Origin of the sequence: Ktedonobacter sp. SOSP1-85 (assembly GCF_016587415.1) — a bacterium.
GTDB lineage: Bacteria > Chloroflexota > Ktedonobacteria > Ktedonobacterales > Ktedonobacteraceae > Ktedonobacter.
The window spans coordinates 4,462,237-4,478,701 of record NZ_BNJI01000001.1 but is presented as its reverse complement, the minus strand read 5'-3'; the positions used below and the strand labels follow the sequence as shown (position 1 = coordinate 4,478,701).

Below are 16,465 nucleotides of genomic sequence, written 5' to 3'. Positions count from 1 at the left end.
CTTTATTGTTAGGCTAGCTATAATGGCTACACCACCGGGCGGCTATGTGGTATATGTATACCCAAAGGCGTCCTATAGAAGCGTCGAGACTTCTCACAATAGGCAGGAGCATATTCATGGATGAACCAGGAGTCCTCTGGCTACCCTCCAATAATTATTTCCCCGGACGTAAAAAGCATAGTGTGCGCTGGCTGATTATCCACGGCACGGCTGGCTTTAACAGCGCGCAGGAGGTTGGGGAATTCTTTCAACGCACCGATGTCAGTACGCACTACACCATTGGGCGTGATGGTGTGATCGTGCAGTCCGTGCGCGAACATGACGCGGCCTGGGGCAATGGCTATGTGAGCGAGGGACATGATCCCTGGTGGAGCAAGGGCCTCAACCCCAACTATGTCACTATCTCGATCGAGCACGTGAAGCCCAGCCGTGACAACTCAGATGCACTGACCGCCATCCAGACCGAGGTCAGCTTCCGCCTGGTCAAAAGCATCTGCGAACGCCACGAAATTCCCAGGCGGCGCGCCGATGCCATCGGTGGCATTACCGGTCACTACTCCATGGACCCCGTTGGCCGCCATTTCTGTCCCGGCCCCTACCCCTGGGAAGAACTCTTCGCCTATCTTGCCCAATAAAAAGCAGAAAAAAGGCTCCTCTCGGGGAGCCTTTTTTCTGCTTTTTACTTATTTTTGATTAGGGCTGGCACTGCCACTCGTACCAGCTGTAGCCATCGCGCTGGAAGATATGGTAGGCGGCCTTGATGTTGGCGTAGGCATCATAAGGTGAGCTACCGGCCATAGGCGTCCCATTCCAGGTGCTTGGGTAGAGGATCTGGAAGACACCTGCCGCATGGCTATTACCAATCGCCTGCGTATTAGTCGCGCTCGGATTAAAGTGCGACTCACAACGGGCGATGTTGATCGCCTGGTTCGCGTGAGGACCAAAGACCTGGCGAATCATCGAAACGACGTCCGCATTGGCATTGGCAGTATGGACTTTAGCAGAGGCTGTCCGCGCACCCAAACCAAGCATGGCGGTCATCATCATAACACCAAACAGTGTTGCCATTCCAAGCTTCAGCAGAAGGCTCTTCATGTTCTTAGGCTGTTTGGATGTCTGGATAGTATGCTCTTTCACGAATACTCCTTTTACTTCTTCTCCGAAAACCTGAGCGCGCTTGTCCCCGAATGGGGGAAGCGCTAGTCACGCAAGTGATGTTGGGTTTCGGAATAAGATCTTACTGTCTCAGAAGCCTTAATCTTGCCTTCCAAGAAATTGTTATAACACATCTGTGATTGTAGTTTTTCTTGGGAAAGTTATTGGTGACTACTATGTATTTCATCACCGCGTCTTGATACTAAAGATACACGGCTAAAATTCTGCATACTTGAGAAAATATAGTACCCCCGGGCTACCTAACGTACCGTATTAAACAAGTATTTTCTAACTTATATCGCCTTAAATAACATAAACGGTGGGACCCTACGGGGTTATAAATATTTATAGCGTTAAAAGCAGCAATTTTTCTCAAGAATTTGCCCAGTACTTTGGTAGTACTATAGGTAATGAGAAGAGGGTGGCCTGGCGGCTTCTGGCCGCCAGGCCACCCTCTTCTCATTAAAAAACTTAGCGGCCTTTGCTGCCGTAGTTGGGTGCTTCCTTGGTAATCATGACGTCATGGGGATGGCTCTCACGCAGGCCCGCGCTGGTGATACGCACGAAGCGCGTCTTCTCCTGCATCTCCTGGATCGTCGCCGCTCCGGCATAGCCCATGGACTGGCGCAGACCACCAACCATCTGGTAGACGAAGGGGCTGAGCATACCCTTATAGGGGACACGCGCCTCAATGCCTTCCGCGATCACCTGGCCCTCGTCGCGACCCTCCTGGAAGTAGCGATCCTTGCTATAACTTCGCTGCTTCATAGCGGCTACGGAACCCATGCCGCGATAGTCCTTGAAGCGCTCGCCATGCGAGATGATCAGTTCACCTGGGCTCTCGTCCACGCCCGCCAGCAAGCTACCCATCATAACGGTATCGGCGCCAGCAGCGATGGCTTTAGCGATATCACCAGAGTACTGGATACCGCCATCAGCGATTACAGGCACATTGTACTTGCGCGCGACCTGGGCGCAATCAAAGACGGCTGAGACCTGGGGCATACCCACGCCAGCGATGACACGCGTAGTGCAGATGGAGCCGGGACCGACGCCAACCTTGACGGCGTCAACGCCAGCCTCGATCAGGGCCTGTGTGGCTTCGGCGGTAACCACGTTACCAGCAACCACATCTACCTTCTTGCCAAAAAGCTCTTTAATACGCGCCACGCCCTCGATGACCATGTGCGAATGCGCGTGCGCGGTATCGATCACGATCACGTCTACGCCCTCTTCCACCAGGGCCCCACAGCGCTGCTCCGAGTCGGCACCCACACCGATGCCCGCGGCCACGCGCAGACGACCAAAGCGGTCTTTGGTGGCATTGGGGAACATAGTCTTCTTCTGGATGTCCTTCATCGTGATCAGGCCCTTAAGCATATTGTGATCATCGACCACGGGCAGCTTCTCGACCTTGTAGCGATGCAGGATTTCGCGCGCCTGCTCCAGGGTGGTACCAACGGCAACGGTGATCAGGTTCTCGCGCGTCATCAGCTCAGAGATTGGGCGCCCAACATTGGTTTCAAAGCGCATGTCACGGTTGGTGAGAATACCAACCAGTTTCCCTTCCTCAGTAATGGGGATACCAGAGATATGGAAATGTGCCATCACATCCAGCGCCTCGCGCAGGGGAGCCTCAGGGGACAGGGTAATGGGGTCGGTGATCATACCCGACTCTGAACGCTTGACCTTATCGACTTCAGCCGCCTGGCTCTCAATCGAGAGGTTACGGTGAATCACACCAATACCACCCTCGCGGGCCAGGGCGATGGCCAGGCGCGCCTCAGTTACCGTATCCATGGCCGCGCTCACAATAGGAATGTTGATGGTGATATTACGCGAGAAACGCGTCTGTGTCGAGACTCCACTAGGGAGAACAGAGGAAGCAGCGGGGATAATAAGAACATCGTCAAAGGTAAGACCTTCTTTGGCGAACTTATCAGCAAACGCACCAGACAAGTGCTCCGAAGACATAACGGTAATATCCTCCTTAAAAAAAGGCCAGCACACGTCAACAACGCATGCTGGACATGCCTCACACGGAGGCAGTACGCAGATCATTTACCCTAAAACAACCTACACATCTCAAGATGCACAGGACAAAGTTCATCGAATATTCCGATTAGTGTAACACTTGAGATTGGGCGACGTCAAATTTTATCTACCCAATCTTCTCATCACGCTGTAAATATGACGCCTACCACTCCACATCCAGGGATATATCTCTCCTAATCGGCACAATCTTGCTATATCTTTGCCCTTAGATCTCGGCTCGCAAGCTCGCCTCTAGGTAGGAGGGATGGGCATGTGGCGCGGGCGCGAAAGTTTACTCTTGTCAGTAAATGAGAACTGCGGTAAGGTATGAGGCAGAACAAACGCAGTATTCTTCCATTTCTATTAACAAGGAGCAAGAGTATGTCTGCACGAGCGCAGACGACGAGTCAAAAGGTCTCAGGCAGCCCCTCCACCGGGAATGAGGCCATTGTCGTTGAGAATTTCAAGAAACGCTATGGCTCTAACGAGGTCATCAAGGGCCTGAGCTTTAGCGTCCGCCAGGGCGAGGTCTTTGCCCTGCTGGGACCAAATGGTGCCGGGAAAACCACCACGGTTGAGACTTTAGAAGGCTATCGCAAGGCCGATGCGGGCACGATTCGCGTCCTGGGCCTTGATCCGATACATGAGGCCCAGGCGCTGAAGCCACGCCTCGGCGTGATGCTCCAGCAGGATGGGCTATATCCAGCTCTGACGGCCCGCGAGGTCCTTGAACTATTTGCCGGCTACTTTGAGCAACCACGCAATGTCGCCGACCTGCTCGAACTGGTGGGACTGGCAAACGCGCAGAAGACACGCTGCCGCCGTCTCTCGGGAGGCCAGAAGCGCCGCCTGGCCCTGGCCCTGGCCCTGGTCGGCAATCCCGAGCTTATCTTTATGGACGAGCCTACGGCTGGCATGGATCCCCAGGCCCGCCTGGCGACCTGGGAGATCATTCGCGACCTCAAAGCCAGCGGCGTCACCATCCTGCTCACAACGCACTATATGGATGAGGCCGAGCGCCTGGCCGACCGCATCGCCATCATCGATCACGGCGAACTGATCAAGCTGGATACGCCTGCCAACATTACGGGCGTGCAGAACGCCAATGTCGTGCGCTTCGTCGCCCCGGCTGGCCTGGATTGCACGCTCCTGGCTTCCCTGCCCGCGGCAAGCAAAGCGCAGGAGATCCGCCCTGGCAGCTATCTCCTGGAGACAAAAGAGGGCCAGGAGGTACCACAACTAATCGTCGAACTGACCACCTGGCTCCGCGACCAGCATATCACCCTCTCCGAACTGCGCACGGGTCATGGCTCACTGGAAGACCTGTTCCTGCGCCTTACTGGATCGGAGGTTCGAGACTAACCATGGCAATACAGACACAAAAACACATAAATCCATCCGCCAGCGGCAGCAATCGTGCAGCCTCTTCCCTGCGCCAGGTGCTTCAACAGACCAAATATGAACTACTTCTGACCTCGCGTCGTGGCGAGAACGTCCTGGTCACGCTGATTATCCCGGTCATGCTCCTGATCTTCTTCGCCTCGCTCAATATTGTCCCTGGCGTAAAGGGAAGCGCAGTCAATTTCCTGTTGCCAGGCGTGCTGGCGGTGGCGATTATCGCGGCTGGCATGGTCAACCTGGGCATCGCGACGGCCTATGAGCGCTATTATGGCGTGCTCAAGCGCCTGGGCAGCTCACCCCTCTCGCGCGGTGGACTCATTGTGGCCAAGGTCATCTCCATTCTCGCGCTAGAGCTTGTACAGGTGATCCTGCTGGTGGGGGTTGCGGTCCTGCTCTACGGCTGGCATCCCCTGGGTTCGCTCCCCCTGGCCCTGCTATTCATTATCCTGGGTACCATCACCTTCTCGGCCCTGGGCCTGGCGATGGCGGGGGCGCTACGCGCGGAGCTGACCCTGGCTGGAGCGAATGGCCTCTTCCTGCTCTTCCTGCTCATCGGCGGCGGCATCCTGCCCCTGGACCACCTGCCCGCGCCTATCGCAGCGGTCTCACGCTTTCTGCCCTCGACGGCCCTCACCCAGGCCCTCCAGAGCACCTTGACCGATTCCAACGCCTTCCCAGGCTTCCAGCTCCTCATCCTGGCCATCTGGGCGGTCGTCATTCTCCTGGTCGCCATCCGTACCTTCAAGTGGGAATAAGAGATGTGTGTAGAAAAAATGGCGTCCCGGCCTTAGCCGGGACGCCATTTTTTCTACACACATCGATTGCCTGATCAAATGTTTGCTTCTTTCCAGATCCATTTCTGGGACAGGTATAGTCCACAATTGCCAGGCGGCCATGCAGAAATGAGGCGACAATAAACTGGGGAATCTGAGCACGCCGTAGATGGTTCGACTGGTCCGGCAACAGCACAAAGATACCGTCCTCTTCATGCACACGCGTCAGCGAGAGGTGATAGGTATTCACCTGGGGCAGCACCACATCAACGTTCATGTTAATAGTTTGCGTCTGAGAATTGTACGCCAGCATACGGGGAATAATGGTATCCTGCGTCTTGCGAAAGGGATCGGCGAAGGTATAGTCGGTCTTGAAGGGGATAGAAGCATCGGCATAAGGAAAGGCATAGGCCTGCGCGCACATATCATACTTATACAGGCTTTTGGCCGCCCTGGCGAGAGTGGGTGACGGCCCAGACGAGGTATGCAGCGTAGCGAATTGCCATCCCCAGAAAGCGAGAGGAAGCATCAGCGCCAGAGCAAGCGCCAGCAACAACCAGCGTTTCATGGTCATTTCCCCTTTGAAGCAAGAGCCAGGCAAGACAGCAAGCCCTTACACAGTCCATACACGTTACGAGTCCAGCACATAGCCATGACACGTGCCAGGAACGCCAACCGTCACACACACTATATCTAGCGGCGGGAGGCAGCTTTTGAGGGAAGCACTTCCTCGTCCTCTTCGTCATCATATGTATTGCCCTCGCCGTTGTAGAGGGAGGCGACGGTAATTAGCAGCATGACCAGGATAATGACATGCAGCGAGGTACACCAGGCGCAGATGGTATGCAGGCGCACCAGCTCAACATACACCAGGTACAGGACGGTCAGCAGACCCACACAGCACCAGGCGAACTCAGCGATGCGCACGAGGCGCAGGGCGGGGCTGGCCAGCCAGGCCACAGCGGCCAGAGCACCACTCACCAGGAACCAGAGCAGACCCGGAACCGAGATCGGAATGGAGGTCCCAGGCACAACGGAATACATGCTGGAGAGCACACGCTCACAATTCACCAGCCCACTCGTCGTACAGACCAGGGCACCGCTATTATAATGCACATAGGTCAGGTAAATAGAGACGCCAATACCAATGACCGAAAGCACAAGCAAAATAATCTGAGACACGGAACGTCGCGCGAATGTCATGCCAAACCCCTTATGTTAAGCTGAAGCACCAATCTTACACATCATCATTATGCACTATCGGCACAATCAACACAATTAAGAATTTTGGTAGATGGTGTGGAGCCCTGGTCGCCGACGGCGACCAGGGCTCCACACCATCTACCAGACCTATTCATGCACGACAATCTTGAATGAGGTGCGGACGTCGTCCATACCGGGGCGCCGGACCAGGATCGCGATCTGCCAGTCACCGCCCATGCTCAAGATGCTATCGGTCGAGCTATACAGGCCGGGCTTTCCCGCCACGGGTTGGAGTACTAATTCCTGCACGCCCATCTCCATATCCAGCATGGTGAAGCGCAGCAGGACCGCATTCGTCCTGGTCACAGGCTTACCATTTGCATCGGTCAGGGACAGCTCAAAGGCATTGCTGCCGATGGTCCCGGGAGTGACCGCCAGGCGATAGCTCAGGTCGCCCATCTGCCCCTGCTGGAGCAGCGCATTGCCTGTACGCGTGCTCGCCTGCGTAGGTGGACTCAGGCTCGTCAGGCCACCCACAACAAGCAGCAACAGCACCCCTATGCCTACCTCTATCAAGATCGAACGTCTGAAGGTTCTCTGCAAGCTCCCTGCCGCGAAGGAGGCCGCCCCTGTCTCCTTAGAGGGATCGGCGGCGTAGCGACGCATACGCGGGCCAACTCTGCGTAAGGCAAAGGCACCCAGTCCAATCAGGACCGCGAAAAGCCCGACCTTGATCTCCAGGGCGATCCCATATGGGCTGGTCAGCAACTGCCACCAGGCCGGCGCGCTGAGCCAGCCATCGCCAGAGACATGGCTCCCCGCCTCCAGAATACCCGTTACCGAGAGACAGATCACGCTGGCAAGCGCGACCCGCGAGAAATGGGGAATCAAGGCCGCGAAGAAACGTGTACGGTCGCCCGTTCCGGGGAGTAGGATATGCAGTGTCGCAGGCAGGATCAGCACAAAGGCGAAGAGTCCGCCGATCCAGAAGCCGGTCGCGGAGAGGTGCAGGACATCGAACATGATCCAGAGACCCGGATCATGATTCGCCGCCGCGTGCGAGTCAAGGGAGGTCGTGGTCATCACACCAATTCCCAGCAGGAAGAGGTAGACCGGGAGGAGATAGCTAATGCTCCCTTCATGCACGCCATAGCGCCAGAAGAGCCACAGGACCACACCCAACACAATCAGCCCCAGGCGCGGAAGCCAGGTACTGCCAAAGTGACTCTCAAAGAGTAGGCTGCGCACCGTGCCATTACCGAAGGCCTGCCAGATACTACTATCACTCGCCACGCTCGCCTGGTAGAGGGTGAAGGCAACCCAGCCAACGAGCAAGAGCGCCAGGCTCCCTACCACAATAGCCTGGATAGCGCGCTCACTCCGAACACGCAGCAATTCGCGATCCGATTTGATAAGGGGATCGGCGGCCAGGCGTACCTGCGCGGGACGAAGCACAAGCAAGAGAAAGGTCAGAGCGCCCACCAGGCCCGCCATGCCCAGGTAATTCAGCCAGCGAATGGCGACGCTCCAGACATTGAAATTATCGCCGGAGGTTTGAAGCTGCTGCAAGAGCGCGTTATCGGGTGGCGGCTGAGGCATATTGCCCACAACAAAGCTAAAGCTGCCCACCACGGCATGACCGTCGTCACGCGACACATTGCGAAAGACGACCGTGTAGCCACCGTCGGGCAACTGCGAGCGCAGCGAAACCATCAGGCCAGAGTCGTCGTTGGGGATCATATGGCTATCGCCAGCGTCGACCCGCTGGCGCGCTTTGTTGTACACCTCAAGCTTGCTAAAGGCAGGTTCAATGCGCTCGGTAAACCAGACCTTGACCTGCGCTGGCGGCTGACCAGAAGGCAGGGTCGCGTTCGCCGCGGGATCGCTATGATCATACTGGGCATGCGCCAGGGCCGGCAGCGGATGAAGGAGAAATATCAACAGGCAGAACAGCAGTGCGCACGCACCCTTGCGCCACAGCGTCCATCTATAGTGTTTACTCGCAGATGTTAAAACAGACATATTCGCCACTTCTTCACTCCCAGGTCAGATACAATGCCCTCATAAACAGAACGTATCCTCCAAAGAAACAGAGACATAGGGTAGATCACAGAACCTACCCTGTATCGGCATTAGGAGAGGATACCCCGGAGAAACCGGAGAAATTTGTCTGGCCCCAGGCCCTCATTCAAGCTAGCTTCTAGCCACGCAGGCTCTCGGCAGGCTCTTGTGTCGCCTGCATAACGCGAGATTTACGGGTAAAGGCGAACGCCGCCAACGCCATCCCAACGACGCCAACCACAATACCAGCAATGCCAAGTGTGGAAGCCACCTGCGCACTGTTCTGCGCATCCTTGACCTGCTGTGCCAGCGCGCTCGTATCAGCAGCGCTCGTACTCACATTCTTCGTGGTCGCGGGATAGGCTGTGATCTGCTCCACCTCGCCAAAACCATTGGGGCTACTGGTAAATTTCTCGTCGATCTGCTGCCCATTCAGTGTACCATAGATGTGGAACGTATAGGCACCCGCGGTCGTGGGCAGAAAATAGCCCGCATACTTGCCAGGATTGGCATAACGTGGCTCGACGGTCAGAGCCAGAGGCTGCGCGCCACCCTGGATGACCTCGGCCTTCAAGGTCTGCTCGGCATTCTCGACCGGGTTGGACACCACCTTCTGCCCATCCGTCACAGTATAGGTACAGGCATCGCCATTACAAATAGTCAGGTCCAGGCCATTTTTTATATTCGCGTAGGCCGGCTCATCCAGAAAACCAACCACGAAGGTATACTTCCCAACATGACGCTTCTCATGCGCCAGCGCCGACTGCGTCGTCAACAACAAGGCGCATAGTGCCACCAGGCAGCCAAGAACACCCACATACAACTTCTTCTTCATTAGAAACTCCCTACCAATGAGACTGGTACCATCAAAGGGTAAAAAAGCCACAGCATTACCACTGGCGGCACCAAAAATATACCAGGCATACAAGCCCTTAGAATGTGTACATATCTATCATAGGGCAATTTCTGCAAAGTGTCATTGGGAGTTCTACCTATCTTTTCATCCCGTGGGCAGTGAGAACAAAGGAGGCTGATGATGTATTATCAGCCTCCTTTGTTCTCACTGAGCTGAGCCACGTGTGTTGCGGCTGGTTGCAGGGAGGAGTCTTTAGCCGTTTGGATACATGATGGATAGGCTGTAGCCAGGATAGGCGATGCCTGCGGAAGGACCGCTATATAGATAGACGATGGAAGGGCTGTGGCCAGGATAGACGATGGATGAACTGTAGCCAGGATAGACGATAGATGGGCTGTAGCCAAAATAGACGATGATGGGAGCGAGTCCACCCAGGATAGGCGATATCGAGGAGGCTAGCGCTATGCGGGTAGGCGACCTGGGGGGTCGAGTTATGCGGAATGGCGGCGAGGAGGCTAGCGCTATGCGGGTAGGCAACCTGGGGGGTCGAGTTATGCGGAATGGCAACGTCGGGGCTAGCGCCATATGGGTAGGCGACCTGGGGGGTCGAGTTATGCGGAATGGCAACGTGAGGGCTAGCGCCATGTGGATAGCCGATAGATGGATGTAACGAGCGTGCATAGTGCGTTGTCGTTTGATGGGTGGTGGCGAGGGAGTGGGCAAGCAGGACCAGGCTGGCCAGGAGAGCAACAATGAGGAGGAATGTGGGCTTTCCATACAGTCGGCTATGATGTTGACGAGTGAACATGATGGTTCGTCGTATGTAATATAAAAGATAGGGCATATCTAATCCTTTCGTGTGGTCGTGTAAGGGAACATGAAACGGGACGCACGGTGCTATCCCGGAGAAGTTTAGATAACCTCTATATTTCAATTATAGTGGGACATACTTCCCCCTAATTGGGTATGCACTTGAACGTGCTGAACCCACGGGTTGCGCAACGAGATTGCAGCAAGCAGTTGGTAGAGTGCGAAACGGCCAAAATTGCCTTGGGCAGGATCAGGATAACGCGGTGAGCGATCTGCTCCTTTTCTGGGGAAGAGTCGCTCACCGAATTTATCGAAATTTCGCCCATGTTGGGCATAGTGATTATCGATTGACTATGAACGTTTATACTCATGTCGACCTGGCGATGCAAGAGGAACCTGCAAGGCTTTTAGATAAGTTCTTTGAAAAGACTCGGCTTGAGGAGGATCGGAAAGGCTAATTGGTGTTTGTCTTGGTTATAGGTCCGTGGAGAGTGTGGAAGGAGCGAGTGTATTCCCTATCCTAGATTTTGCGGGATCTAGATTTTGCGGGATAGGGAATACAAGCGCTACGAAGGCATTCTCACATTTAGCAGTCGCGCAGTTCGGGAGACTGGTTGAGGAGCTGACTACGAGGAGAAATAAATTCCTCATAAGTCTCGCCTAGCTGATCCTTGCGGAAGAGCGCCACGCGGTGGCAGTTCTGGAAGGCCAGTTTTACGCCAAAGTGGGCTTCAAGGGTGTTGCGCATCGCGTCGCTTGAGAGCACGCGCAGGAGCTGCCCACGCTCATACTCGCTGGGAGGCGGAACCTGGTTATCCACAAACGTGTCATCCCCCTGGCGCAGACGAAGCGCCAGGCCTTCAATGAGATTCCACGCGTAGGGCAGGGAGTCGCGGATACATAGCAAGAAATCACTCGTGCGTACCTCACCCTGTTGAGCCTGCTCAAGCAGCGCTGGAGAAACGTCTAATGACATCGAGGGTACTCCTTTCATTGAAGCGAATTCGTCGCCATCGGTACTCAGGAACATTTTAGTAATAACTTTTATACGGGGAGCGGCGAGAAAACCACGAGGTCTTCAGCCTCGTGGATGAAACGCCGCTTTTACCCTTGACTCTCAATGAGCTACCATCTTGTATCCTGACTGGCATTGCCAATCGTATAGCAGAAGTACCTATTACTCCAGAATGTCCTTTCCTTCCAAAAGGGTCTTCTCAATGACGTACAGACAAAGATGAAATGAGGGAACATGAGGGATGGAGCATGGGTCTTTGTGTCATCATCCATGAGGAACGTGCGCTCACTCGCTTCATCTTGTCAAACTTGGGGATTGGCTTCAATGCGACCTTATTCCCAGAGATATCCATCAAGATGGCATATCCGGTCGACATTCTGCCCTTGATAAAGTGCTCCTTACCCAGGTAACGCACCTTGTCAAACTTGCGGAATCCCTTGACCTTGCCTGTCGTAATCCTTTGCTCGCTTCGCACCCCTTTTGTTTGTTGATAGTCCCCATCAGAAACGCAGCGTTTTGAGAGCACACTGGTTGTGCCAAACGTTGGGTTCACCCCTCGTGTTGCGATCATCGTTGCATCAAAGATATGCTCTTTGGGCAGCCCTGCCAGGAGGCGGTGTTCTTTCGTGACAAATCCCCACGTTTCCTCGGCCTCAACACGCTTGAGCAACTGAACACGGATGCTGTTCATCTGCGTCGCGTGTCGTAACGTTCCTCTTTTCTTGCCAGCGCGTTTGAGCGTGATGGTTCCCGCATGCAGACTATCATGGCAGGTTTTGCAGAGCGTTACTAAATTGGCCTCCTCATCACTGCCGTTCTGGCTACGGAAGATGATGTGATGCACTTCAAGTCGTGTCTCCTTTGATTTCCCCTTGCAGTGCTGGCAGGTGTAGTCATCACGCGTGAGCACATAGGCTTTGGTATTGGCAAAACCGTAGTTAATGCCCTTCTGGTAGAGCCACTTCTTTTGGAGAACTTCAGGGTTCTTGAGAGCGTGAGGGTCAAAGGTTCCTGTTTCCAGCACCATAGATGTGATAGGCAAGAGCGACCGGACAAAGCGGATTTCTCGCAGATGAGCATCGAACTTGCTTCTCATGGTTGGGGAGAAACGTCCTTGCTGCATGGAATGCTTGCGATTGAGCCAGCGTGCAGGACGATAGCGTGTTTTGCGGTTGCGGCGATTGCGGCGTGCTCTGGCCCGTTCTTTCATCGTCTCGGCGATATCGTTGCGTACCTGGACCTCTGAGAGAGAGAGAACCGATCCACGCGCATTGGAGACGGCTGATCCGAGAACGGAACTGCCTGTATCGACCCCGTACGTCAATGCTTGCGCGTAGATTTGCTCTGGTGGCGCCAGGAGTTGGATGGTAAAGGGCGTTCTCGATTTCACCCTGGCTTTGCCTTGCTTGAGTAATAAACGGGCAATGACTGGCTGACAGGGCATCAATGGGACGCTGTCAGGGGTGAGCACATATACAACGTTCATTGAATGGAATCCTTTCGGAAAATGCTCCGGCAAGCGCCGGGTGGTGCGTATCCCCTCGCTATGACCACGAAGAGAATCCGACTTCATCTCGACAGTGTTCAAAAGGCTTTTTGCACCTGAATCACCGGACCTTTCCTCAGTCCTACTTAAACTCAGGCGACAGAGCAGCGGTCTGATGCGTCAACCGCAGGTGTCATGACCTTTCAAACGGTCTCATCATTTCTGATGAGGAGTCTGGTGAACTTGAGCTTCCGAAAAAGCTCCCAAACCGCAGACCCGACGACTTCTGAAGAAGCCGCTGCGTCTTCAGCTCAGTGGTAGTTCACGTATTCTGCTGGCACAGAACGATGCACCACGCAGGAATACAACACATTTGCAAGCTCCTACTAACTGGCAGTCACATAGCCTCGCGCCGCCTCGGAGAGAGAGAACGTGGGATCAATCTGGGAGGTAACGTCCTCGCCTAGCGAGGCATTGGCCCAGCCCAGCGCATTTTTGCGGTGAAACTCAACTGTCTGCGCGTACAATTTCTCCCAGTCCTTCTGACCACTATCTAGAGCCTGCTTCATTGTCACAAGCGCCTGGACATGCTCAGGCTCTAAACGCTCAAAGGGGAGATATTGCCCCTTCTCCTGCGCTCGCACATAGGCTGAGCGTCCTAGCCATGTCAGTAGATCAGCGCCCACCTGCTCGCGCAAGAACTGCACATCCTCCTCTGACTCAACTTTGTTCCCAATCACGCGGATACGCACATCATACTCACGCGCGTACTCTTGATATTGCTTGTAGACGCCAAGCGACTTGAGCGTTGGCTCAACCACCAGAAATGTCAGGTCGAACTTGGTAAACATGCCGGACGCAAATGAATCAGCACCAGCTGTCATATCGACCACCACATACTCGCCTGGACCATCCAGCAAGTGGTTGAGAATCAGCTCGACCGCGCCTACCTTTGAGTGGTAACAGCGATGCCCCAAATCCTCCTGGCTGAATGGACCAGTGACGAGCAGGTGCACACCGGCTACCTCGCGCGCAAAATGCTCCCAAAGCGGATTTGGCTCATCCAAGCGCAACAGACGCGAACCAGTTCCTGGAGGCGTGGTCTTGAGCATCGACGCCGTCGAAGGCAGGCGGGGATTAGACCCGCGTACATAAGCCTTGATCCGCTCGATCTCCAGGCCCATCGGCACAAGCGTGGCAGCCTCTGTCTCGGAGAGACCCAGCGCCATTCCCAGGTGTTGATTAATATCCGCGTCCATGGCCATCACAGGCCACTGACCACTCGCTAGATAACGACAGAGTAACGATGAGAGCGTGGTTTTCCCACTGCCACCCTTTCCAACAAAAGCCACTCGCATACTTCAAACTCTACTCCTACAAATTTGACGATACAAGTCTTATTGACCAGGACAAGTATGACATGCTTTTTCACAAAAATCAAGACTATTGAGATGACATCTCAAATATACAATTGAGACGATATCTCATTGACAAATATGGCGAAGGAGGGTATACTCTCCTCAAAGCTAAAGAGATATCGTCTCAATTAATGGCATTAGCATACTCAGGAGATAAAGATAGATCATGCACGCAAAAAGAGCAGGGATAGCACTACTTCTCTCTATTTCACTTCTTGGGCTGTTTACGGCCTGCAACAGCTCTAGCCTGGCGCAGAGTTCAGGCAAGACGAATGTGGTAGCGGCAGAGAATTTCTATGGCGATATTGCGAAACAGGTTGGAGGTGAACACGTCAATGTGAGCAGCGTCCTCTCCGATCCCAACGTTGATCCACATGAATATGAGTCAAACGTGGAGAATGGCAAGGCCGTGGCGACCGCCCAGCTTGTCATTCAGAACGGCGGTGGCTATGACGAGTGGATGAAGAAACTGCTCGATGCCTCGCCCAATGATAACCGCAGCGTCGTGACGGCCTTCGATATCGCTCCACAGAAGCTGCCTGACAACGAACATGTCTGGTATAGCCCCCAGAATGTGAAGGTCATTGCCAGCTCCATCGCCACGGCTCTCAAGAAACAGGATGCAACCCATGCCGCCGACTATGATGCCAATCTAAAGAAATTCGACGACTCACTTCAGGCACTTGAGCAGAAGATCAGCGAGATCAAGAGCCAGTACGCTGGTACCCCTGTGGGCCTGACCGAGACGATCTTCCTCTATCAAACTGGCCCGATGGGATTGGATGTAAAGACGCCAGGCGAGCTTCAGAAAGCCATTGCCGAGGGCAATGATCCCCCGCGAACACGGTCGCCATCGCCAATAACCAGATCACGCATGGCGAGATCAAAGTTCTTATCTACAATGAGCAGACCAATACGCCCATCACTAGCAAGCTCCAGCGGGATGCGCAGAGCAAGAACATTCCCATTGTGCCTGTGACCGAGACCATGCCCCAGGGCAAGACCTACCAGTCCTGGCAGCTCGACCAGATGAATAGCCTGGAGCAAGCCCTCAAGAGCAGCACCAGTAAATAGACATAATGTTGCAGGGAAAGGATATTGGCGGGCAGCTGCCCGCCAATATCCTTTCCCTGCAACATAAAAACTTTCCCTAGAGCGCCTGCTCGTGATATACTATCTCAGTTAACATTTAATAGCTTCTTAGCCAGCCACTCAAGCCCTTTCACTCTCCACTTAGCCGCTCATGACAGTCAATTTGACAGCCATTAGGGGTTTTTCTCCTCTTTTTTAGAGACAGAAAACGATGTGGGTGTGCTCACAACAACATCGTTTTCTATCTCTAAAAAAGTGCGCGGTAGCGCGTGCCTCATGATTCTGTCCACACCTGATGCAATGCAAGTGTGTCGCAGAATGTTGGGATTCACAACATATCTTCTCTCTCTTCCGCTAGTGGCAAGGCAAGAGAAATAGTTCCTTCTTGCTCGCTCCAGATCCGTCCTCCATGTTCGTGCAAAATCTCATTACACAGCGCAGCACAAACATCCGGCTCGCCCTGGTCAAGTACCCGTAACTGTGCTTCAAAAAACCTCTCTTCTATTCCTGAGGCACGTCTTGGCAGATCGCGTCTGATGCGAAACGTTATTTTCGCTTCCCGACCCATGTTATTTGGAAAGGGCTCCAGATACACCTCAGTAGGCGTCGTATTAGTATATTGTGCGACTATGTAGTTTAATATATGTTCGAGAATCACTTCCAGCCAGAAAGGCTCGCACATGATAAAAAGCGACTGAGTAGGCATGATAGCTTGCAAGATAGGATCAGGATAGAGTGGAACGCGTTGCTCGATAACCCGTCCGAGTAAGACCACGAGGTCAGTCCGGACGAAGTTCTTGCAGAGCGGCTCATCTCTTGCCCCGGGCACGAGCTCACGCAGTTGAACCAGAAGATCTTTCATGCGTATTTCTCGGTCCTGCATCTTTTGCAAATAGCCTAACCATTGTTCATTCCGATCTTGCCAGACATCCCGTGTTGAGGGCAAAACTTCTTGCTCCTGCTCCAAGATCGCGCGCTGTAATCGGTGCCGATATCCGCAAAGCACGGCCAGCCCATTGCCCATTTCATGATGGATCAGTTTGAGCAGCGGATAACTGATCGAAGCCTCTCTGATGTACTTGACCGCGTCGCTTTCGTTTGTTGACATGTTTGTTTTTCCTTTCCACCCTAGCGCTTTTTCACGTTCGAAAACCTCTCTTA

Annotated in this window: 15 protein-coding genes; 4 read left to right on the top strand and 11 right to left on the bottom strand. The window is 54.0% G+C overall.

Annotated features, from left to right (window positions below; translation table 11 throughout):
• Positions 1 to 116 precede the first annotated feature (116 nt).
• The gene (locus tag KTE_RS18745) at positions 117 to 635 is read left to right on the top strand and encodes an N-acetylmuramoyl-L-alanine amidase (protein ID WP_201383479.1); all 519 of its coding nucleotides are present in this window, start codon (positions 117 to 119) and stop codon (positions 633 to 635) included.
• 58 nt (positions 636 to 693) lie between these two features.
• Here KTE_RS18745 and KTE_RS18740 read toward each other — a convergent pair whose 3' ends face one another.
• Together KTE_RS18740 and guaB are read right to left on the bottom strand one after the other, a co-directional pair.
• Positions 694 to 1,137: a transglycosylase SLT domain-containing protein gene (locus KTE_RS18740; RefSeq protein WP_201369255.1), complete on the bottom strand. Its 444-nt coding sequence runs from the start codon at positions 1,135 to 1,137 to the stop codon at positions 694 to 696.
• A gap of 489 nt (positions 1,138 to 1,626) precedes the next feature.
• Positions 1,627 to 3,129: an IMP dehydrogenase gene (gene guaB / locus KTE_RS18735; protein WP_201383477.1), complete on the bottom strand. Its 1,503-nt coding sequence runs from the start codon at positions 3,127 to 3,129 to the stop codon at positions 1,627 to 1,629.
• A gap of 441 nt (positions 3,130 to 3,570) precedes the next feature.
• Here guaB and KTE_RS18730 point away from each other — a divergent pair, with 441 nt between their 5' ends.
• Positions 3,571 to 4,551 (top strand): ABC transporter ATP-binding protein, encoded by a 981-nt coding sequence (locus KTE_RS18730; protein ID WP_201383475.1) that lies wholly within the window; start codon positions 3,571 to 3,573, stop codon positions 4,549 to 4,551.
• Between the two features lie 2 nt (positions 4,552 to 4,553).
• Positions 4,554 to 5,345 (top strand): ABC transporter permease, encoded by a 792-nt coding sequence (locus tag KTE_RS18725; protein ID WP_201383473.1) that lies wholly within the window; start codon positions 4,554 to 4,556, stop codon positions 5,343 to 5,345.
• Here KTE_RS18725 and KTE_RS18720 read toward each other — a convergent pair.
• From KTE_RS18720 to KTE_RS18685, 8 genes are all read right to left on the bottom strand, one after another.
• The gene (locus tag KTE_RS18720; RefSeq protein ID WP_201383471.1) at positions 5,332 to 5,931 is read right to left on the bottom strand and encodes a hypothetical protein; all 600 of its coding nucleotides are present in this window, start codon (positions 5,929 to 5,931) and stop codon (positions 5,332 to 5,334) included. The genes KTE_RS18725 and KTE_RS18720 overlap by 14 nt on opposite strands.
• A 125-nt stretch (positions 5,932 to 6,056) precedes the next feature.
• On the bottom strand, positions 6,057 to 6,566 hold the full coding sequence (locus KTE_RS18715; protein ID WP_201383469.1) for a vitamin K epoxide reductase family protein: 510 nt from the start codon (positions 6,564 to 6,566) through the stop codon (positions 6,057 to 6,059).
• A 147-nt stretch (positions 6,567 to 6,713) separates the two neighbouring features.
• The gene (locus KTE_RS18710; RefSeq protein WP_201383467.1) at positions 6,714 to 8,588 is read right to left on the bottom strand and encodes a copper resistance protein CopC; all 1,875 of its coding nucleotides are present in this window, start codon (positions 8,586 to 8,588) and stop codon (positions 6,714 to 6,716) included.
• Positions 8,589 to 8,766: 178 nt separating this feature from the next.
• Positions 8,767 to 9,462, bottom strand: coding sequence for a hypothetical protein (locus KTE_RS18705; protein ID WP_201383465.1), 696 nt, complete (start codon positions 9,460 to 9,462; stop codon positions 8,767 to 8,769).
• A gap of 337 nt (positions 9,463 to 9,799) precedes the next feature.
• Positions 9,800 to 10,327, bottom strand: coding sequence for a hypothetical protein (locus tag KTE_RS18700; RefSeq protein ID WP_201383463.1), 528 nt, complete (start codon positions 10,325 to 10,327; stop codon positions 9,800 to 9,802).
• A 552-nt stretch (positions 10,328 to 10,879) separates the two neighbouring features.
• Positions 10,880 to 11,269, bottom strand: coding sequence for an SCO5389 family protein (locus tag KTE_RS18695; RefSeq protein ID WP_201383461.1), 390 nt, complete (start codon positions 11,267 to 11,269; stop codon positions 10,880 to 10,882).
• 238 nt (positions 11,270 to 11,507) lie between these two features.
• Positions 11,508 to 12,794, bottom strand: coding sequence for an RNA-guided endonuclease IscB (gene iscB, locus KTE_RS18690; protein WP_201383459.1), 1,287 nt, complete (start codon positions 12,792 to 12,794; stop codon positions 11,508 to 11,510).
• A gap of 386 nt (positions 12,795 to 13,180) precedes the next feature.
• Positions 13,181 to 14,152 carry an ATP-binding protein gene (locus KTE_RS18685; protein WP_201383457.1) on the bottom strand — a complete coding sequence of 324 codons (972 nt, stop codon included), beginning with the start codon at positions 14,150 to 14,152 and terminating at the stop codon, positions 13,181 to 13,183.
• 226 nt (positions 14,153 to 14,378) lie between these two features.
• On the opposite strand from KTE_RS18685, the gene KTE_RS18680 reads away from it, so the two are divergent.
• Entirely contained in the window at positions 14,379 to 15,191 is an 813-nt protein-coding gene (locus KTE_RS18680; protein WP_201383455.1) for a metal ABC transporter solute-binding protein, Zn/Mn family, read from the top strand.
• 441 nt (positions 15,192 to 15,632) lie between these two features.
• On the opposite strand, the gene KTE_RS18675 is transcribed toward KTE_RS18680, so the two are convergent.
• Positions 15,633 to 16,412: a HAMP domain-containing histidine kinase gene (locus KTE_RS18675; RefSeq protein WP_201383446.1), complete on the bottom strand. Its 780-nt coding sequence runs from the start codon at positions 16,410 to 16,412 to the stop codon at positions 15,633 to 15,635.
• Between the last annotated feature and the right edge of the window lie 53 nt (positions 16,413 to 16,465).